13 protein-coding genes are annotated in these 20,244 nt (G+C 41.2%); 9 read left to right on the top strand and 4 right to left on the bottom strand.

What is annotated here, in order from left to right:
- Positions 1 to 257 precede the first annotated feature (257 nt).
- From L0657_RS14740 to bshC, 7 genes are all read left to right on the top strand, one after another.
- Positions 258 to 488, top strand: coding sequence for a PspC domain-containing protein (locus L0657_RS14740; RefSeq protein ID WP_090340359.1), 231 nt, complete (start codon positions 258 to 260; stop codon positions 486 to 488).
- A gap of 175 nt (positions 489 to 663) precedes the next feature.
- Entirely contained in the window at positions 664 to 1,842 is a 1,179-nt protein-coding gene (locus L0657_RS14735) for an acetyl-CoA C-acyltransferase (RefSeq protein WP_235151567.1), read from the top strand.
- A gap of 247 nt (positions 1,843 to 2,089) precedes the next feature.
- The gene (locus L0657_RS14730) at positions 2,090 to 3,223 is read left to right on the top strand and encodes an acyltransferase (RefSeq protein WP_235151566.1); all 1,134 of its coding nucleotides are present in this window, start codon (positions 2,090 to 2,092) and stop codon (positions 3,221 to 3,223) included.
- A gap of 107 nt (positions 3,224 to 3,330) precedes the next feature.
- Positions 3,331 to 4,335, top strand: coding sequence for a glycosyltransferase family 2 protein (locus L0657_RS14725; RefSeq protein ID WP_235151565.1), 1,005 nt, complete (start codon positions 3,331 to 3,333; stop codon positions 4,333 to 4,335).
- Positions 4,332 to 5,450, top strand: coding sequence for a glycosyltransferase (locus L0657_RS14720; protein ID WP_235151564.1), 1,119 nt, complete (start codon positions 4,332 to 4,334; stop codon positions 5,448 to 5,450). Before L0657_RS14725 ends, L0657_RS14720 begins: the two co-directional genes overlap by 4 nt.
- A gap of 169 nt (positions 5,451 to 5,619) precedes the next feature.
- Positions 5,620 to 7,437, top strand: a complete 1,818-nt coding sequence (locus L0657_RS14715) for an acyl-CoA dehydrogenase family protein (protein WP_235151563.1) — start codon at positions 5,620 to 5,622, stop codon at positions 7,435 to 7,437.
- Positions 7,438 to 7,759: 322 nt separating this feature from the next.
- Entirely contained in the window at positions 7,760 to 9,319 is a 1,560-nt protein-coding gene (gene bshC / locus L0657_RS14710) for a bacillithiol biosynthesis cysteine-adding enzyme BshC (RefSeq protein ID WP_235151562.1), read from the top strand.
- 8 nt (positions 9,320 to 9,327) lie between these two features.
- Here bshC and L0657_RS14705 read toward each other — a convergent pair whose 3' ends face one another.
- The 3 genes from L0657_RS14705 to L0657_RS14695 form a co-directional block, all read right to left on the bottom strand.
- A complete protein-coding gene (locus tag L0657_RS14705; RefSeq protein ID WP_235151561.1) occupies positions 9,328 to 10,377 on the bottom strand; it encodes a hypothetical protein in 1,050 nt (349 codons plus the stop codon).
- Positions 10,349 to 10,939, bottom strand: coding sequence for a hypothetical protein (locus L0657_RS14700; protein ID WP_235151560.1), 591 nt, complete (start codon positions 10,937 to 10,939; stop codon positions 10,349 to 10,351). Before L0657_RS14700 ends, L0657_RS14705 begins: the two co-directional genes overlap by 29 nt.
- A gap of 109 nt (positions 10,940 to 11,048) precedes the next feature.
- The gene (locus L0657_RS14695) at positions 11,049 to 11,615 is read right to left on the bottom strand and encodes an RNA polymerase sigma factor (protein WP_235151559.1); all 567 of its coding nucleotides are present in this window, start codon (positions 11,613 to 11,615) and stop codon (positions 11,049 to 11,051) included.
- Positions 11,616 to 11,899: 284 nt separating this feature from the next.
- Between L0657_RS14695 and L0657_RS14690 the strand changes: the two genes are divergently transcribed.
- Both L0657_RS14690 and L0657_RS14685 read left to right on the top strand, forming a co-directional pair.
- On the top strand, positions 11,900 to 13,123 hold the full coding sequence (locus tag L0657_RS14690) for a 4-hydroxy-3-methylbut-2-enyl diphosphate reductase (protein WP_235151558.1): 1,224 nt from the start codon (positions 11,900 to 11,902) through the stop codon (positions 13,121 to 13,123).
- A 194-nt stretch (positions 13,124 to 13,317) separates the two neighbouring features.
- Positions 13,318 to 18,768, top strand: a complete 5,451-nt coding sequence (locus L0657_RS14685) for an alpha-2-macroglobulin (RefSeq protein ID WP_235151557.1) — start codon at positions 13,318 to 13,320, stop codon at positions 18,766 to 18,768.
- Between the two features lie 393 nt (positions 18,769 to 19,161).
- On the opposite strand, the gene L0657_RS14680 is transcribed toward L0657_RS14685, so the two are convergent.
- The gene (locus L0657_RS14680) at positions 19,162 to 20,205 is read right to left on the bottom strand and encodes a hemin-degrading factor (RefSeq protein WP_235151556.1); all 1,044 of its coding nucleotides are present in this window, start codon (positions 20,203 to 20,205) and stop codon (positions 19,162 to 19,164) included.
- Positions 20,206 to 20,244 lie beyond the last annotated feature (39 nt).

Raw genomic sequence — 20,244 nt, 5'->3', positions numbered from 1 at the left:
ACGTCAAAGCATTATGTTTTTATGTGAACTATATCATAAACGTTAATTTATAAACGAAAAGTTTGTCGTTTCAGCTTATGGTTTATGTCTGTTTAACAAAAATAATTCTGACGCATTAAATGTGTTTTGTTATCTGGTACTCTTCATCAAAAACAACCACCTTTCACCGGCCTAAACCATTCATGTAGATAATTAACAACTACTGTGTATCACCTAGTACCTTTGATTCAACAATAACAAAGAAAACGAACATAGCCATGAACAACAATAGATTATTCCGCGACGTAAATAACAAAGTAATAGGTGGTGTAGCTGCCGGTATAGCTAATTATTTACAAATTGACGTAGTCATTATCAGAGTACTTTTAGTGATGGGATTTTTTATTCCGGTTCACTTCCCGGTTTTCATATTCTACATCGTTATGTGGATTGCAATGCCAAAAGGAGTGAAAACTACCAACCACATCGAAAGCTCTGCTATGCACTAACGTGCTTCATCAATAAACTGTATTACAAGACCGCCAGGATAAAACTATTCCGGCGGTTTTTTGTTTTAGTTATAATTATTAATTTTACGATAGTATGCCTGCATACTATTTTTTACTGTGACTATAAGCAAAGCGTCAGAATTCAATCATTGACTTACAAAAAACCATATAATCTATGAATGCATACATTGTTGCCGGTTATCGCACTGCGGTAGGTAAGGCATCTCGTGGTGGTTTTCGCTTCACACGTCCGGATAATTTAGGTGCTGACGTGATTAAATATATTCTTGAAAAAATTCCTCAGTTAGATCCAGCGCGTGTGGATGATGTGATTGTAGGAAATGCGGTACCGGAAGCCGAACAAGGTATGCAAATGGGACGATATGTAGCCTTGTTGTCCTTACCAAAAAACGTTTCCGGAATAACCATTAACCGTTACTGTGGTTCAGGGGTTGAAGCAATTGCGATGGCGTCGGCAAAAATTCATGCGGGTATGGCGGATTGTATCATTGCAGGCGGCACTGAGTCGATGTCGCTGGTACCGACAATGGGTTGGAAAACGGCTTTGAATTATGAAATTGCGCAAAATCATCCTGACTATTATTTAAGTATGGGATTAACTGCGGAACAGGTGTCGAAAGATTTCAATATCAGTCGGGAGAAACAGGATGAGTTTTCATTTTTTTCTCACCAAAAAGCATTACGTGCGCAAAAAGAAGGTTGGTTCGACAGCGGTATTGTTCCTATAAAAGTGCAGGAAACTTTTTTTGATCCTGTTTCCAGTAAGAAAAAAATTAAGGAAACGATTGTGGATAAGGATGAAGGCCCACGGGCAGATACCACGCTGGATGCTTTGAATAAACTGAAACCGGTTTTTGCAGCTGGCGGATCGGTAACAGCCGGAAATTCTTCACAGACTTCTGACGGTGCTGCTTTTGTTGCCGTAATGTCTGAAAAACTTGTGAACGAACTTGGCTTAAAACCTATTGCGCGTATGGTTTCTTATGCAACGGCAGGCGTTGATCCAAGAATTATGGGTATTGGCCCGGTAGCCGCTGTACCTAAGGCACTAAAACAGGCAGGACTTAAACTGTCTGATATTCAACAAATTGAGCTGAACGAGGCTTTTGCAGCACAGGCGCTTGCAGTCATTCAGGAGCTTGGTATAGATCCTGAAATCGTCAATCCAAACGGCGGCGCAATTGCTTTGGGCCACGCGCTGGGTTCAACAGGAGCCAGACTTTCCGTTCAGCTTTTTAACGAAATGGAACGCAGAAATCAGAAGTATGGTATGGTAACCGCCTGCGTTGGTGGCGGACAAGGTGTTGCAGGAATTTTTGAGCGCTTGAATTAGAAATACAATGTATTAATTACAAAAATTTGAAATATCCGCAGAAGATTACGATTATCTTCTCCGGATATTTTTTTGTGACAAAACTCTGGAATGCAAACCGATCCATTCCAGCTAACTGACCCAGACATTCATTCCGGACTCCAAAGTCGGTTATAAATGCCTACTTTTGCAAAAATTTTTAATACCCATTACATTTTCTTTTCCGCGTATTTATGTGGTAACACACATAAAGTCCTGACACGCACTTATGAATAATCATTTACCTGCAAAGTCGGAATTTTCAAATATTCCAAACAGAATTGAAATAATACAAGTACTGCGTGGTGTCGCTGTGATTATGGTCATGATTTTTCATCTCAAAGAAATGATGAAACCCAATGATCATTTTAAAAAAGAACTTGATTTTCTTTTTGCCTCCGGACCGGCAGGTGTTGATCTTTTCTTCATCATCAGCGGTTTTATCATGGTATACATAACCAGGAAATCAGCAGGAGGCCTGGCGCACAGCATGGATTTTCTTGTCAAAAGAATTATCAGAGTCTGGCCGCTTTACATCATTGCTACTTTAAGTTATACATTAATACTTTTCCGATACACCATTCCTTCCGAGGTGATCCCACAGGTCATGAAAAGTATGTTTTTTATTCCTCTATCGCATACAAATCCGCCATTTTTCGGTTATGCCTTTCTGCCGGTTGGGTGGAGCCTGGTTTATGAAATGTATTTCTATCTGATTATAGCCATTTCAATTTTGTCTGGCCGGTACCGTTGGATTTCGTTTACATGTTTGATTATTCTGACACTGATTCTTGTACCTTTTGCCAATGGCGTATTAAATACGGACTCTATTCGCTCATTCGACTATGGGTTTGTCATCCTGAATCTCATTACCAATCCCATAATCTGGGATTTTGTTTATGGTGTGATCATTGGAATTTTATACATATCCCCTTCGTTCTCGCCCATTTTCTATTTTATTTTTAGCAAGAATATTGTTGTTGCAGTGGTTGTCACTCTATCGGTCTGGCAGTATCTATCAGGATTTTATGGTGGTCACGGGCCTCTCAACTGGGGATTTGGCATGGGCCTGCTTTGTCTGGCTTTGATATTTCATACACCAAAAGAATCTGTCCAGTATCCGGAGTGGCTGATTCATTTGGGTAATATGTCTTATTCAATTTATCTGTGGCATATTCCCGTTGCCGGTCTGATCACATACTTGTTTAATAAAATATCTCTGCCTGCCTTTTATGTTGGCACTCCGGCGTTCTTCCTTGCCGCCTCCATGACACTGATTATATCCCACATTTCTTACAAAACACTGGAAGTAAAACTCCACGCATTTTTAGTGGAAAAGATAAAACCAGTCCGAGCCCTTTGAGGTCCATTCAATAATTAAAATGTAATTTTCAATCGGCTCCATAGGAGATTTGGCTTTCTTCCGGGGAGATTCTTTATTTTTGCTCATCAACTATATGCCGCTATTTCATGGATGTATCCATCATCATCATCAATTACCGAACACCGCAGCTAATTATCAATTGTTTACAATCAATTTACAAACATACATCCGGCGTTAAATTTGAAATAATTGTTGTTGATAATGATCCTGAAAATGGTGGGGGAGATTTAGTCCGGCAGGCATTTCCGGAAATTAAATGGATTGATATGACCTACAATTCAGGATTCGGGCGTGCGAACAACGAGGGAATGAAGGCTGCTGCGGGACGTTATTTTTTGATATTAAATGCAGACACGCTTGTGACAGATAACGTGATCGGGCGTTGTGTTGACAGAATGAATTTGCGGAATGATATTGCGGCGGCTGGGGCTCTTCAATATTATGCGGATGGCAAACCGATGCCGTTTTACAAAAGTTTTAATGAATTCCGGAAAACATTTTTCATACTGCCTCCAAGCGGATTTGTTGACCGTATGCTCACTAAACTGTATCCCGAACCAACATATTCTGACCCTGATCAGTATGACTGGCTTGTTGGGGCTTTTGTTTTTGTAAGAAAAGAAGCTGTCGAACGGGCGGGAGGTTTTGACGAAGATTTTTTTATGTATGGAGAAGACGTCGAGTGGTCGGCGCGTTTAGGAAAGCAAGGGAAGTTGTGTTATTTCCAGGACTGTACTTTTATACATCTTGAAAATGACAATCCATTTCGTCGTTCCAACATTTCCTGGATCAACCGTTTCAGTGCCCAAATGCAGGTTTCCAATATGTTGTGGGTTCGAAAACAATATGGCGTTGGGGCATACCTGTTCATGATCCTGCATTATCTGGTCATGATTCCTGTGATTTTTATCTGGAAAATGCTTTTTAATATTAAAAACGATGGCAATCCATTTTCGCAGTTGAAAACGCAGTCCATTTTCACAAAAAAGACAGGCGTTTTATTACACTATTTCTGGCCGACACTTTTTGGCAGCAAACAGTTATTCAAAATAAAACCGTCTGAGAATATAGATTTAATTAGCCAATCATGAATGTTAATAGTACCCGCCGAAAAATTCTGTTCTTCACGCCTTATGCCACACGCACAGGCTCGGAAATGCTGATTTATTACATCCTTAAATATCTGGACAGAAGTAAATTTGAAGCGGGACTGGTAGCTTTTGCCCAGGGCGAATTATTAAACGATTTGCCGTCGGATATTCCTGTTTTTCTTGCGCCGGGAAAATTTTCCATAAAAGATAAAATCGCGTTTCATCTCGGTTTTCACCCGACACATCGCGCTATAAAAAAGATTTCTCAGACATTCAAGGCGGATCTGTGGTATGTCAATACAGTAATGCTGACCGATGTGATCAGAATTGCAAAGGAAATTCAGATGCCGGTAATCTCGCATATTCATGAATTATCCGCGATGTTTTCCCAGGTAAGCAGCACTGATTTTGAGACGGCCATAAACGATTCGACCATGCATATCGGTTGTTCTGACGCCGTATGTAAATGCCTGGCAGAATCAGGGAGTAAAAAAGTAAAAAGACTTTATCCTTTTGTCGACCTGAATGAATTCAAGCCGGAACCTGAAAAAGTCACGAAAATAAGAAAAGAATGGGGAGTCGGACCGGATGATTTTGTCTGGATAATGTCCGGAACATCTTCTGACAGAAAAGGTTTTGATCTGTTGCCGGATATTGCCCTTCAAATTCCTGAAAATGCAAAAATACATCTTGTCTGGGTGGGAAATCTGGGCAACGACGGACTTGTTTACTGGACAAGAAAAAGATGTGAGCAAATCACAAACGTTAAAATCCACCTTATTGGTGCGAAAAAGGAAGATTATGCCTCATATCTGGACGCTGCCGACGGATTTATGTTAACATCCCGACAGGAACCTTTTGGAATGGTTCTGGTGGAGGCTGCCTGGCTGGGAAAACCAATTGTCTCCTTCGCCAGCGGTGGCCCGACCGAGTTTATTACGCCGGAATTAGGTACCGTAATTCCAAATCTTGACCTTACGCTGTTTGTGCAAAGTATTCTTGATTGGAATAAAAAACTTTCCACTTTCGACAAAGAAAAATCCCGGAAAAAAGCACTGGAATTTAGCGTAGAAAAGGGAGTGGTACAATGGCAAAAAATCATTGACGAGTTCTGATATTCAGAACTGAATTTTCACTTGTTTTTGGCTTCCAGGAAGACAAATTAATTTCTTATTAGTATGCTTGCATAATAATAAGAAAGGAAATATATTTGCTATCATAGAAATAGTATGCAAGCATACCATTTCCTTACAAAATGTTAAATCACTCAAATATTCATATTATATGGCTGTTGCAGAAGATAAAAAAACGTCGATTAAAGGAGGAGAATTTTTAATTAAGGAAACTCTGGCATCACAGATTTTTATTCCTGAAGAATTTAATGAGGAGCAGCAAATGATCGCTGATACCTGCCGTGATTTTCTGCGCACCGAGATCTGGCCGCGTCTGGACGAAATTGATCAGGCCAAAAGCCCTGAATTGATGTCTTCATTAATGGATAAGGCAGGTGAACTAGGATTGATGGGAACGGTTGTTCCGGAAGAATATGGTGGGTTTGGGATGAATTTTAATACATCCATGCTGGTTGCGGAAGCGACAGGTGCGGGAAATTCATTTTCTGTCGCGCTTTCGGCGCATACCGGGATCGGAACTTTACCGATCGTTTATTACGGAAATGAATCACAAAAGAAACAATATCTGCCTAAGCTGGCTTCCGGTGAATGGAAAGCTGCTTATTGCCTGACTGAACCGGATTCTGGATCGGATGCCAACTCGGGAAAAACAAAAGCGAGACTAAGCGAAGATGGCAAGAATTATATCATCACCGGACAGAAAATGTGGATCACAAACGGAGGTTTTGCAGACCTGCTGATTGTATTTGCCAAAGTCGTTGAACCCAACGGCGAAACGGATAAAAACCTGACCGCTTTTATCATTGAAAAAACCTTCGGAGGCATTACTATGAATGAGCCGGAGCATAAGATGGGGATCAAAGGCTCTGATACACGCCAGATTTTCTTTAATGACTGCACAGTTCCGGTAGAAAATATGCTTTCTGAGCGTGGAAATGGCTTTAAAATTGCTGTGAACATACTTAATATTGGCAGAATAAAATTAGCTGCGGCAGCGCTTGGAGGAGCAAAACAGGTGGCAAAACAGGTAATAAATTATGCAAACGAACGCAAACAATTCGGTATTTCCATTGCCAATTTTGGAGCAATAAAACACAAGCTTGCTGAAATGGCGATTCGTATGTTCGTGACGGAATCCGCTGCATATCGTGTTGGACAGAATATCGATGATCTGATCGTTGCTTTGAAAGAAAAAGGATTGACAGATGGAGATGCAAAACTGAAAGCGCTCGAAGAACTGGCGATCGAATGCGCAATCATGAAAGTCCACGGCTCGGAAGTTCTTGATTATGTGGTTGATGAAGGCGTCCAGGTATATGGTGGCATGGGCTATTCCGCTGATGCTCCGATGGACCGAGCGTATCGTGACAGCCGTATCAACAGAATTTTCGAAGGCACAAATGAGATTAACCGCCTGCTGGTTGTCGACATGCTTTTAAAACGTGCGATGAAAGGACAACTGGATTTGATAGGGCCTGCCATGGCTGTCGGGAAAGAAATTATGTCAATTCCGGATTTTAGAATCGATGAAGATGAAACACCATTTGCAGCTGAAAAGAAAGTTATAAAAAACTTGAAAAAGTCTGTTTTAATGGTTGCAGGCGCTGCTGTTCAAAAATTCATGACCAAACTTTCGGAAGAGCAGGAGATCATTATGAACCTTGCTGACATGGTTATTGAAACCTATGTGGCAGAATCTGTTCTGCTTCGTGTTGAGAAAAGAATCGATTTACTCGGCAATGACGTAAATACATTACACACTGATATTGCAATGGTTTATTTGCATGAAGCCGTCGAACGTGTGAACAATGCAGGAAAATCTGCTATTACGAGTTTTGCGGAAAGTGATGAGTTACGCGTGATGCTGATGGGTTTGAAAAGGTTTACTAAAATTGAACCGATTAACCTCAAAGATGCGCGTCGTCGTATTGCAGATGCGCTTATAGCAAAAAATGATTATATTTTTTAAGACATAATAATCTGTTGCCCTTATTACAATGAATTTTACTAACCTAGCTAATGACTTATTTTGAACACGTCAGACGAACAGTCTGAACAACTAAAAACCAAATCAAATAATTTGAAAGGCCGGTACTGTTTCAGTTCCGGCCTTTTTGTTTGAATTTCTGGGTCGTACCTATCCCGGTTGCATAACAAGTGTTAAGGAAGTAGTTTAACTCAATTTTTTTCATGAACTTTCAGTCCCCATGCAGGGTTTATTTTGATAATGCATGTTACCCTAAACACTGAATCCTTTGCATTCTTTAATTGAGACTGAAAAACCACCTTTCATGACAGTTCATTCCGTTGATTTACGTACTACGGGTCAGTTCCCTACATTACTTCTCGATTATCTTGACCAAAAACCTTCACTTAAAGCGTTTTATGGAACATTTCCGACGGTCGAAAATGCAAAGGAAATAATCAGCCAGCGGGCGAATTTCAGTCATGAAAAACGGCAGACTTTGGTCAAAGTTTTAGAAGAACAATATGAGGGACAGCCTTATATGCCGGATTTCTCTACGCTACTTGACGAGAAAACTTTCACGGTTACGACAGGACATCAGCTCAATATTTTTACAGGGCCGCTTTACGTTATTTATAAAATTGTAACGATCATAAAGCTTGCGAGGAAATTAAAGGAAACGTATCCCGAATATAATTTTATACCTGTTTACTGGATGGCATCCGAAGATCATGATTTTGCAGAAATTGCATCATTTAATCTTTTTGGAAAAACACACAAGTGGGAAGGCGAGCACAGCGGAGCCGTAGGAAGACTCGATCCCAAAGAATTACACAGCATCTTGAAAATGCTGCCCGACAAACCGTTATTGTTTGCAAAAGCATATCTTGAAAATGAAACATTAGCTGACGCTGTTCGATGTTATATGCACGAACTGTTCGGACGGGAAGGGTTGATTTGTATAGATGCTGACAACGCCGACCTTAAAAGCCATTTTCTTCCTGTTATCAAAGAAGAACTCACAACTTCCAAATCTGCGGAAATTGTTAATGAAACTACTGCAAAACTTTCATCGCTGGGTTATCATACGCCACTTCACGCCCGGGAAATCAATTTATTCTATCTGATTGATAACTTGCGGGAACGCATTATTAAGGAAGATAATCTTTTCCAGGTAGTCAATACAGACCTGATATTTACTGAGGACGAAATTCTTACGCTCGCCGAAGAACATCCTGAACAATTCAGTCCGAATGTTGTTCTGCGTCCCTTGTATGAAGAAATTATTTTACCAAATCTTGCGTATATCGGCGGACCATCAGAAGTGCCGTATTGGATGCAGCTGAAAGGTATTTTTGATCATTACAACGTCACTTTTCCGATGCTGATTCCCCGGAATTTTGCTATGTATATCACAGATCAGCAACGGCTGCGCGTCAATAAGCTGAAAGTGCGTTATGAAGATTTATTTCTTGATGAGGTATCGTTGCGTAAGAAATTTGTCGAGACCCATTCAACAAATGTCCTTGATTTGAACGAAGAGAAGGAATCGTTTTATGCTCTTTTCGAAACAATTCTCGACAAGGCAATGGCAATCGATAAATCAATGGAAGGCGCTGTAAAAGCAGAAGAAACCCGGATACGCCATTCTTTTGAAAATCTTGAAAAGCGTTTGAGAAAAGCAGAAGAAAGAAATCACGAAAGTGAAATTGACCAGCTTCTTGCGTTAAAATACAAATTATTTCCAGGCAAATCTTCCCAGGAACGTTATGACAATTTCCTGAATTTTTACCTGAACGACCCGACTTTTATTTCCAAACTGATGACCGCATTCGATCCGCTGGATTTCCGTTACAATGTTCTCGTTGAGGAGCAGCGCAAATAACAAGCCGTCTAGTTTTTCAATTTCACGTCTCCAAAATTGGAGAAAACAGTAATTTTCGCACCAGATCCCGAGCCAATTTTGCCTTGATATTGCTTGGAATGGCTTGACGATTTACTTTCACTCGCCGGCTGTTTGGAAAAGTTTACATTGGTTGGAAAGCTGAAATCTCCATTGGTTACCGTCACATTAAAGCTATTAGATTCAGCCGGGAGTGTTACCGATGAAAACTCCGCATGTATATTCAGGTTTTCCTCCGACGAAGGAAGCTCCTCCATTCTGAAATTATTGGAATAATTCAGTCTGATTTTTCCACTGCCACGCAATTTCCCGATTATTGCTTTTGAATAGTTGATATTCGTCGTCAGATCGTCGACGTCACCAATTGAAAGTTCTCCGCTTTTAATGTTCAGCGTTAGCGTTCTAACCTTATCTACTTTCAAATCTGAATTTTCAAATACCAGATTTCCGCCTTCCATTTTACCAATTGTAACCTGCCCAAACTGTGAGTTGATAACATTTTGCGCATTACCCAGAACATTCGCATTAAAATTTCCATGCCTTGAATCAATTGTCAGCGGTGCTTCGAAAGATGGAATATTGGTATTACCAAACTGATTTTTAACAACGAGCTCATTTTCCTTCGGCATAAAGATCGTATAGTCGATCTGAATAAAATTCTTCTCGCCGGCTTTCCACTTCATATTGCTCCAACCCGTTCTCGCAAAACTATTTTTGTCGATCGTTGTCCGAAGACTGATCAGATTTTTCAACCTGCTTTCACCAATCCGAATTGAGCTCAAATATTCAGAAACCTGAGATTCGCTGGGCGCAGTCGCTGTGATAATCACTTCAACTTTTATTTCGTTTTTACCCCACAAATTAATCTTAACCTCTCCGTACTGATTATCCACCATCAGCTGATCTCGTTCAGTGACTTCGTAAACTTTTACAATATGCCTTCGTTTTTCGATGAGCATAAAGGGATCAGAATCGGCAGAGAATCCGAGTGTTGGCCCTAATAATGTGATACTAAACAGTAGGTGAATTATCTTTTTCATGGCTTTGGGTTGCCTTATTGATACGTTGTAAAATACTTAACTGTCGATTGAGCAAATCTACCTGATACTGAAGATTTTCAATCATCGCACGAATCAATGCCTCCTGGTTAGGAGCATTGCCCAAATCTGATTTAAGATTTTGATAACTCACTTCCAAACTTTCGAGATCAGCAGAAAAATCCTTGTAGAGTTCCGGATTATTACTGGCAAGTTTCAGAATCTCGCTCCGTTTTTCGTCAATCAACGTGTTATACTGATTAAACTCACGGGCATAAGCAGGCACTTTCAGCGCTACTCCAGGATCTCGGGTAACACCATATTCATTATTGAGGTAGAAGAGATAACCAACTCCCAAAGCAAGCAAGACACCAGCTGCGACCCGCCAATCGAAATAAGGATTGTTTAAACGCTTTACTTTTTGCTGCGGTTCTGCGGGCGCCTGGGGAATACTGCTTTCGATGCGGTCCCACAAAGAATCCTGAGGTAAGAAAGCGTCAAATCCATCCCTATTATCCCGCACAAACCTCTCTAGACGATCTTTTTTATCAGAAGACTTTTTCATTGATCATTAACATATAAAGTGTAAAGTTTTGATTCAAATGATACTATTTTTTAGTTTGATACTGTCTCTGTTTACTCCTCTTTTATAGCCAGCGTTGCGCGACTTTATATTAAACATTTCCAAGCAACTCTGTCAGTTTACGTTTTCCGCGCATGTATTGCGTCCTAGACGTCGTTTCACTGATTCCTAAAACCTCACCGATTTCCTCATGATCATAACCTTCGAATAAATAAAGACTTACGACAACCCGATATCCATCCGGCAATCTCAGCACTGCATTCCGGATTCGCTCCACTTCTAACGTTGTATCATTTTCATACCAGCCGAAACTCTTTTCAATATCTTCACTTTCCTCAAACGTTTCATTAAATTCATCCATTTCAACCCATTTAACCTTTCTGCTTCTCAGGTGATTGATGGATTTGTTGACGACGATTTGTTTAAACCATGCACCAAAAGTGGATTGCTGCCGAAATTGGTGAAGGTTGGTAAAAGCGTCCACAAAAGCCTCCTGCAAGACATCCTCCGCTTCTCCCATATGATTTATGATCCGCATGCATATGTTGAACATAGCCTTAGAGTAACATTTGTATAACTCATACTGCGCTTTGCGCTCTCCGAGTTTACAACGCTCTACCAGTTCGACATGCTGGTCGGTGTACAATTTCGTTTTCAAGCAGAAGGTTTAGATTTGAACGTCTAAATCAAAGAGGCAAAAAAGAATACAGATGTTGCATCAAGGTACAAAATATTTTGGCGGCCGTCGGCGATCGGCTGTCTGCAATCGGCTTACAACCATTAAAATTCTGTTTTTAGCAACATTTAGGAAGCTTTCTGCCGAAAGACGACAGCCTTTTGAACAAAGCCAATTTCACATTTGTTACTAAAAAGAAAACGTCCGGTTTTGACTATTGCTTAAAAATGGTCTATTTTGTTCATTGTAATCTACTGAAACTGTAAATGAAGACGTTTAATATACCCGATTTTTACCGGAGCCAAATCATCACACCGATCAAGGAATTCCGTCGTAAAAACGATAAACTGAAACGTGATTTCACGCCAACTGTGCTCGATTTCGGGCCGGTACAGTTTCTCATCGCACGCCATTTTGGGTTTTGTTATGGTGTAGAAAACGCCATTGATATCGCTTATAAAGCCATTTCAGAAAATCCTGACAAGAGAATTTTCCTGTTAAGCGAGATGATCCATAATCCGGATGTGAACCGCGACCTGACAGATCGTGGTGTCAAATTCATCATGGATACAAAAGGAAAACAACTCATTCCCTGGGAAGAACTTACGCCGGCTGATATTGTGATCGTTCCGGCGTTTGGTACAACGGTCGAAAACCAGCAAAAGCTGAATGAGCTTGGAATCAATTCATATATCTACGATACGACTTGTCCGTTCGTTGAAAAAGTTTGGAATCGCGCTGCGCAGATTGGTGAAAAAGATTATTCGATCGTTGTTCATGGAAAACCATTTCACGAAGAAACGCGCGCAACTTTCTCGCATAGCAAAGAAAATGCGCCGACGATTGTGGTTGAAGATATGGCGCAAACCATTCGCCTGGCGTCCTACATTACCGGCGAATTACCAACACAGCAATTTTTTGAAGATTTTAAAGGTCAGTTTTCAGAAGGATTTAACCCTGAAAAAGATTTGCAACGCATTGGTGTTGTGAACCAAACGACGATGCTGGCATCTGATACACAAGGCATTGCAGATTATTTAAAGGTTGTAATGACGAAACATTACAACCTTCGGCCGGAAGAAGTGGAAACGCGTTTTGCTAATACGCGGGACACGCTTTGTTATGCGACTAATGATAATCAGGATGCAACCTATGCTTTGCTGACACATCCGGCGGATCTTGTGATTGTTGCTGGCGGTTACAACAGTTCAAATACCTCCCACCTGGTAGAACTTTGTGAAGCGAAACTTCCAACTTATTTTATTGAATCAGTTAACAAAATTCTGAATAAACAACTGATCAGACATTTTAACCTGCATACCAAAGAGGAAGTGGTTTCTGAAAATTATCTTCCTGCAAAATCTCCTGTGAAAATTATGCTAACCTGCGGCGCTTCCTGTCCTGACGCAGTGGTTGAAGGTATTTTGATGCGTCTCTTATCTTATTTTGATGGTGCAAAACCAATCGAAGAAGTGATGCAGGCTTTCTGAAAATTTTCAAAAATTCAATCTGCCGTTTATTCATTGTTGAACGGATCAGAAGCATATTCCCTACCAATACAATTAAATTAGACGGATGGTTTTTTGTTATAAAAAATCATCCGTTTTTTATATCCTGATTTGGGATAAAAAAACGTTATTGCCGGTAGCAAATCCTGTTAGTCTGAAAATTCGTTATCATCCTCATGAGAAAAATCTCGCTTGTTTTTCTATCGTCTATTCTCGTTCTCTCTTATTTTTTCAACAGCTGCTCATCCCTTAATGAAGTCAGACTTGCCGGGACAAACTTTAATGAAGAGATCGGTCAGTCGCAAAATTTAGTCTTTACTTTTAACAAAGATCTTGTTCCCGAAAATCAGCTTAATGACTGGGATTCCACGCAGTATATCCGTTTTGAACCTGCTGTGCGGGGAAAATTCAAATGGTCAGCGCCGAACGAACTGGTATTTTCGCCGGTCGCAGGTTTTGCCTCTGCGACAGATTACAAAGCCAAACTCACGGACGCCTTATTAAAACAATCAAAAACGGACAAAAAGTATGACGTTTCTGGCGAAGCGATCAGCTTTCACACGCCTTATCTTCAACTGATTGATACGGAAAGCTGGTGGACACTTTCCAAAGAAACCGGAAGACAGGAAGCCCGTGTGAAATTAATTTTTAATTATTCTGTCAATACCCAGCAGGTTGCTGAACGATTGAAATTGTTGATTGAGGACAAGTCTGTTTCGTATAAAATTTTACCCTCGGCTGAAAGTAAAAATGTAGTACTCGCTTTGTCAAATAGCGGAGCCGCCGATAACAACTCAGTTCCCCTTATTATTCAACTGGAAAAAGGTCTTAAAGCACAAAATACGACGTATACAACCAAGGAGGTACTTGAAAGAACGACAAGTTTGCCTTCCCCGCTTCATCTGGAAGTGTCAGATATCAAAACCGGTTTTGAAAATAATGCTGCTTTTGTCAGAGTTATTACTACCCAGGAAATTGTCCAAGAAAGTATTGAAAATGGTTTTTCAATAAACCCGGCAGCGGCAGTTACAAGTGAGCTAACCGAGAATGGATTTATTCTGCGAGGAGATTTTAATGAAACCGATACGTATGCGCTTTTAATCAATAAAAACCTGAAAGGGGTCCTTGGTAAAAGTCTGGAAGAGGAAACTTCGCGTGATTTATTCTTTGGAAAAATGCCCGCTGGTATATCCTTCGCCAACAAAAAGGCGCTTTATATGACACCGAAAGGTTCAAAAAACATGGGTGTCCAGATTGTGAACGTACCGAAAGTACAGGTTAAAATTTCAAAACTTTACGCCAATAACATTCTCAATTATGTCCGATCCAACCGGTGGGAAGAATATGGATATGTTGGCGAAGAGTGGAAAGCCACCGGGATTTTCAACTACAACGGCGACGATGAAGTAAATTTCAGCGATGTGATTGTTAATAAGGTTGTTGAAACAGAAAATTTACCAAAAACGAAAGGAATCTCTGCGCTGAATATTGCGCTACCGGATGATAATGGCCGTCGTGGAATCTATCTGGTTTCAGTAAATTCGAAAGAAGAAGCTTACCTCGGCGCGACTAAACTGGTTTCTATATCCGATATCGGCCTGATTGCGAAACAGGGAAAAGATGAGTTATGGGTTTTTGCTAATTCAATCAAAACCAATGAACCGCTTTCAAATCTTGAAATTACATTGATCAGCAGCAATAATCAGTCCGTCTATACTGCGACGACAGACGGAGATGGCGTTGCTCACGTCGATAAATTAAGTGAAAAAGCGCCCGGATTCAAACTGGCAATGCTTACCGCAGGCAATAAAGATGATTTCAATTATTTACTTTTAGAAGATACGCGCGTTGAAACCTCCCGCTTCGAAGTGGAAGGGCTTCGGGATAATACTCCTGGTTTACAGGCCTTTATATACAGGCAGCGCGATATGTACCGGCCCGGCGAGACACTCCATTTTAATACAGTAGTACGAAATCAAAACTGGCATACTGCGGCGGAAATTCCGTTAAAATTACGGTTGGTGACACCCAATGGAAGAGAATATCGAACGTGGCGAAAAAGTACAAACAAGCAGGGCGCAGTTGAAACAGAAGTTGCGATGGAAACCTCGGCGCTGACGGGAACTTACGTGCTGGAAGTTTATAATGCCAACGACGTATTATTGGCCTCACAATCTGTAAATATTGAAGAATTTATGCCCGACCGGATCAAAGTCGATCTGAGCGGTGCGGAAAAAGAATATGTATCCGGAGCTACGATCTCACTGACTGCTACGGCTTTGAATTTATTCGGTCCGCCAGCCAGTAACCGGACCTACGAAATGGAATCGCAGCTGAAAAGAAAATCATTTTTTGCACCAGCTTATCCTGAATTTACTTTCGATATTCCTGCTGAAACAACTTTTGAAAAAGAGCTCAGGCAAGGCATAACCAACGAACAGGGGCAGGCGACGGAGAGATTCCCGTTGACTACCGCGCTGAAAGATATAGGGGTTTTGGAAGGAAAAATTTATGTGACCGTTTTTGATGAAAATGGCCGGGCCGTAAATCGTCTTCATCATTTTGAAGTTTTCACACAAAATACTTTTTATGGCATTCATCTGCCTGATTCTTATGTTGGTGTAAATGCGCCGATTCCAATTGAAGTTGTGGGTGTTAACAGTAAAGGAACATTGCAAAACGGTAGCAAAGCAAAAGTGGAAGTTGTTCGTCTGGAATATCAGACGGTGGTGGAAAAGAAAAATGAGCAGCTAACCTATACCTCAAGAAAAAGTGAAAAAATTGTTTATTCAAACTTATTGAATTTGGCCAACGGACGGAATACATTTCGTTATGTTCCGACCGTTTCCGGAGAATATGAAGTGAGAATTCGCAGGCCAGATGCAGCCCATTATAGTGTCGCCAATTTTTACGCTTATGGCTCCGGATTTACGCAATACTCCTCATTCGAGGTTAGTAATGAAGGGAGAGTTTTGATGGAAACAGATAAGCCAAAGTACAAAATCGGCGAAACGGCGAAAGTTTTATTCAAAACTCCGTTTGACGGAAGATTATTGGTTACTGTCGAGCGAAATCATGTTTTGGAGCACCATGTTCTGACGACAGAAAAAAAAGCAGCGGAATTGAAATTAGGTTTGAAAGAGGAGCATTTGCCCAACGTATTTGTCACTGCAACGTTGATACGCCCGCTTGATAATTCGGATCTTCCGCTAACCGTAGCCAATGGTTTCATCCCCGTTCTGGTGGAAGATGCAAAACGAAATCTGGCAGTTTCGATAACGTCTGTGGATAAATCACGATCAAAAATTAAACAGCAAATCCGTGTAAAAACGCAACCCAATACGCAGGTGACCATAGCGGTTGTGGACGAGGGAATTTTACAGATCAAGAATTTTAAGACGCCGGATATTCACGGATATTTTTATCAAAAACGTGCCCTGGAAGTTTCCAGTCATAACTTGTATGCCTTATTATTTCCGGAATTAAACATTTCCGGCACATCCAGTTTTGGTGGTGATGGTTATGATCTCGAAAAACGTATTAATCCGTTAAGCAATGGAAGAACGGAGCTGGTATCATTTTGGAGCGGTCAATTAATGACAAACGGGAGCGGAGAAGCCACCTTTGATATCAACATCCCACAATTTAGTGGAGATTTAAGAATAATGGCTGTTGCTTACAAGGATAACGCTTTTGGGTCGGCCACAAAAAATATGAAAGTGGCTGATCCAGTTGTGATCAGCGCAGGATTACCCCGCTTTTTAAGTCCGGGCGACGAGCTTGTTTTACCTGTAAATATCAGTAATACAGAACAAAAATCAACGAATGCAACGGTTACTTTGCAGGTGAGCGGTCCGCTGAATACCGGAATCGCGCCGATTGTTCAGAAAATCGTCATTCCTGCCGGAAAGGAATCAAGGGCAGTATTTTCTTTAAAAGCCGCACAAGCAATTGGCATCGGAAAAGTGACGGTAAAAGTGAATGCGTTTGGAGAAACATTCACGCAGCAAACGGATATCAGCGTTCGTCCGGCTTCTCCTTTATTAAAAACAAGCAGCTCAGGATTGATCGCTGGCGGACAGCAAGGGATAATAAATCTTGCCAATAACTTTATTCCAGCGACCAGCAGCAGCCAGGTTATATTGAGCCGCTCACCTTTGGTTGCCGGCGGAGGAAAGGCTTTATCGACATTATTGGGATACCCATATGGCTGTCTGGAACAAACTATTTCAAAAGCTTTCCCGCAACTCTACTTTGCCGACTTGACCAAAGCCATGGCAACACCGGTTTATCTGGTCAAAACAGGAGAAAGTGATTTTAATCCGGTTACCAATGTTCAGCAGGCTCTTCGTAAAATTGAGTCCCAGCAATTATTCAACGGGGGAGCGGTTATGTGGCCAGGCTCCTTAACCGACGACTGGTGGACAACCGCTTATGCCGTTCATTTTATGGAAGAAGCACGCAGGGCGGGATTTGAAATAAATCCTAAAACGCTCAGTAAATCAATCGATTATCTCACGTCTAAAACCGGCACGACAGCAACAAGAGAAATTGCGATTGTCAGTACGAATAACAGTTTGCCAAAAGAATCTGTAACGCAGGTCCGAAAAACAGTCGCCCGAAGGGAAGCTATTTATTCTTTATATGTACTTTCTCTGGCCGGATCTCCTAACCGGGCTGCAATGAATTATTACAAACAAAACCTTCAATTGCTGACCCTGGACGCACGTTATTTACTGGCAGGCGCGTTTCAATTAATTGGCGATACACGAAGTTTCGGAGCCATTTTACCGAAAAATTATGCTTATCAAAACGGAAGTATAGTTTCCGATGATAGTTATTCTTCTCCGCTGAGAAATCTGGGACTGGTTTTGAATACTTTACTGGAAACGGATGGTGACAATCTGCAAATAACATCACTCGGGCGGCAACTTTCCACAGCAATTAAATCCACTCCATACATTAATACACAGGAGGCAAGTTTTGCAGTTTTGGCACTAGGGAAAATTGCGAAGAAAACTTCCGCTTCCACAGTTACCGGCGCAGTTAGCGTCAATGGTAAAAAAATTGCAGGTTTTGATGGTAAGGAGTTGAAGCTTGCCAAAGGTATCAATAACCAGAAATTGACTGTATCGACACAAGGGAAAGGTGATTTGTATTGGTTTGCACAGTCAGAGGGGATGTCTCCTACGGGAGCATTTACGCAGGAAGATCTGGGAATGAGTATCCGCAGACAATATTTGACCAGGGATGGAAAACCGGTAACAACCTTACATCAGAATGATCTGGTTGTAGTAAAATTGTCACTTTTGAGTACCAATGGTTTACCAATTGAAAATGTTGTTATTACCGATTTATTGCCGGCTGGTTTTGAAATTGAGAATCCCCGCCTCACTGATCCTCGTGATATGCCCTGGATCAAAAATGCAGCCGTACCAACTTATTTCGATATCCGTGATGACAGGATCCACTTTTTTACAACGGCTGAAAAAAGGGAAAAATCATTTTATTACCAGGTCAGGGTTGTTTCAAAAGGAACGTTTACTGCTGGCCCTGCAGCGGCCGATGCGATGTATCAAGGAGAATTTAGAAGTTATTCGGGTGGAGGGAAGGTGAAGGTTGAGTAGCGGCTTTCGTCAACCGCTCCGGCGGCCCGGCGCAATGGATGCAATAGGTTTCGCAATGGACGCAAAAATTAGTCGTTCCATCCATTATTACCCGTCCGACGGTAGAAAAAACCGTCGGACGGGCCTCCGGTCGGACGGCTTTTTCGCCGTCCGACCGGTAAAAACCATCCCAGAATCGATATAAAAAAAGGACTGTCCCGAAACGAGACAGCCCATTTAAATCACTATGGCGAAATTATATATTGTCTTCAAAACAGCGTTTTAATCACTTTAACCCCTGAACAGGCGACTCCTACGGAGTCCATAGAAGATTTTCATATTTGCATGTTTCTATAAACAGGATATCCCGCTGGGATTTTATTAAAACGTATTTGAGAATTTAGTGAAATAAGTCTATTTCCTTACCACGGCTTCCTCAATCAATTCTGACCACGCCGTCAATTCTGGTGAACCTGGTTTACGTTTTCCAAAAAACTGATTAAACATAACACCTTCTTTATCAATTAGTTCAATCCCCGTAACAATCCCGTCTTCTGTTGGTTTTTTAACAACCCATGCTTCATCGATTGCATCTTCACGCAAATGCAGGTTGAAGGCCGGATCCATAATATTTAACCAGGGGCCCATAACAAATATCTTATTGATCGGTCCGGTGTGGATTTGAATACAGTTTGGGTTTGATACAAAAACCATAATCGGCAATTCCGTTTCCGAAGCTGCATCAAAAACAGCTTTCATACTTTCGGGTTTGATCTGATAAGCATATCCCACCGGCGCGTGGCGAAGTGCTTCTTTTCTTGATAATTTGTATTTACGTAAAAGTCCGAAAAACTCATGCGTATCTTTCAAATTCAACCATTCTGACTGGAATGCCACTGTGTCAATGTCACCGGCCGGCTCCTCCGCTTTTTTATCTGGCTTTGCGGCAGTTAATGCCATTCCGTCCTGATCTGCTGCGCGGTACTTTTCTACCAAAGCGTCATAGGCTTCTTTGTTGCTTTGCTCAGTCAGGTAAATTTTATGTGCCGCATCACCGAAACTATTGAAAAACTGCAAGCTGTAACGATCTCCCTCATGAACGGCAAAACCAAACTTCCAGTCGCCAAGAAACAATCTCAGGTCAATATCCGGGCCTAAAACCAAACCGACATGATTATTGAAAGACACATTTTCATAAACACCTTTGCGCTCATGCACTACATGGTCATTACGCGTAAGTGCCATTACATAACCCAGGGTTTGAATTTCTTTTAGTAATTCGCGAAAATCTCCTTCGAGCAAAATTATATTTTCACCAAGCCCAGTGGCCAGTAAATCTGCCTCCGTGGTATCCAATTCCCTTGCCGCGTCACGAATGCGTGTCTTAGGATTTTGGACTTTAAATTCTGCCCAGCTTTCTTTCAGGGCAGCACGGTTAGACGCTACTAATGTCTTCATAGTGAATGGTTATTTGATACGGAGATATTTATTTTATTC

Source organism: Dyadobacter sp. CY345 (genome assembly GCF_021502725.1).
Classification (GTDB): Bacteria; Bacteroidota; Bacteroidia; order Cytophagales; family Spirosomataceae; genus Dyadobacter.
This window is presented reverse-complemented; position numbering and strand designations above follow the sequence as displayed.

Coding starts and splice junctions, on each gene's coding strand:
- L0657_RS14740 (WP_090340359.1), top strand. CDS start 258: ATGAACAACAATAGATTATTCCGCGACGTAAATAACAAAGTAATAGGT.
- L0657_RS14735 (WP_235151567.1), top strand. CDS start 664: ATGAATGCATACATTGTTGCCGGTTATCGCACTGCGGTAGGTAAGGCA.
- L0657_RS14730 (WP_235151566.1), top strand. CDS start 2,090: ATGAATAATCATTTACCTGCAAAGTCGGAATTTTCAAATATTCCAAAC.
- L0657_RS14725 (WP_235151565.1), top strand. CDS start 3,331: ATGGATGTATCCATCATCATCATCAATTACCGAACACCGCAGCTAATT.
- L0657_RS14720 (WP_235151564.1), top strand. CDS start 4,332: ATGAATGTTAATAGTACCCGCCGAAAAATTCTGTTCTTCACGCCTTAT.
- L0657_RS14715 (WP_235151563.1), top strand. CDS start 5,620: ATGGCTGTTGCAGAAGATAAAAAAACGTCGATTAAAGGAGGAGAATTT.
- bshC (WP_235151562.1), top strand. CDS start 7,760: ATGACAGTTCATTCCGTTGATTTACGTACTACGGGTCAGTTCCCTACA.
- L0657_RS14705 (WP_235151561.1), bottom strand. CDS start 10,377: ATGAAAAAGATAATTCACCTACTGTTTAGTATCACATTATTAGGGCCA.
- L0657_RS14700 (WP_235151560.1), bottom strand. CDS start 10,939: ATGAAAAAGTCTTCTGATAAAAAAGATCGTCTAGAGAGGTTTGTGCGG.
- L0657_RS14690 (WP_235151558.1), top strand. CDS start 11,900: ATGAAGACGTTTAATATACCCGATTTTTACCGGAGCCAAATCATCACA.
- L0657_RS14685 (WP_235151557.1), top strand. CDS start 13,318: ATGAGAAAAATCTCGCTTGTTTTTCTATCGTCTATTCTCGTTCTCTCT.
- L0657_RS14680 (WP_235151556.1), bottom strand. CDS start 20,205: ATGAAGACATTAGTAGCGTCTAACCGTGCTGCCCTGAAAGAAAGCTGG.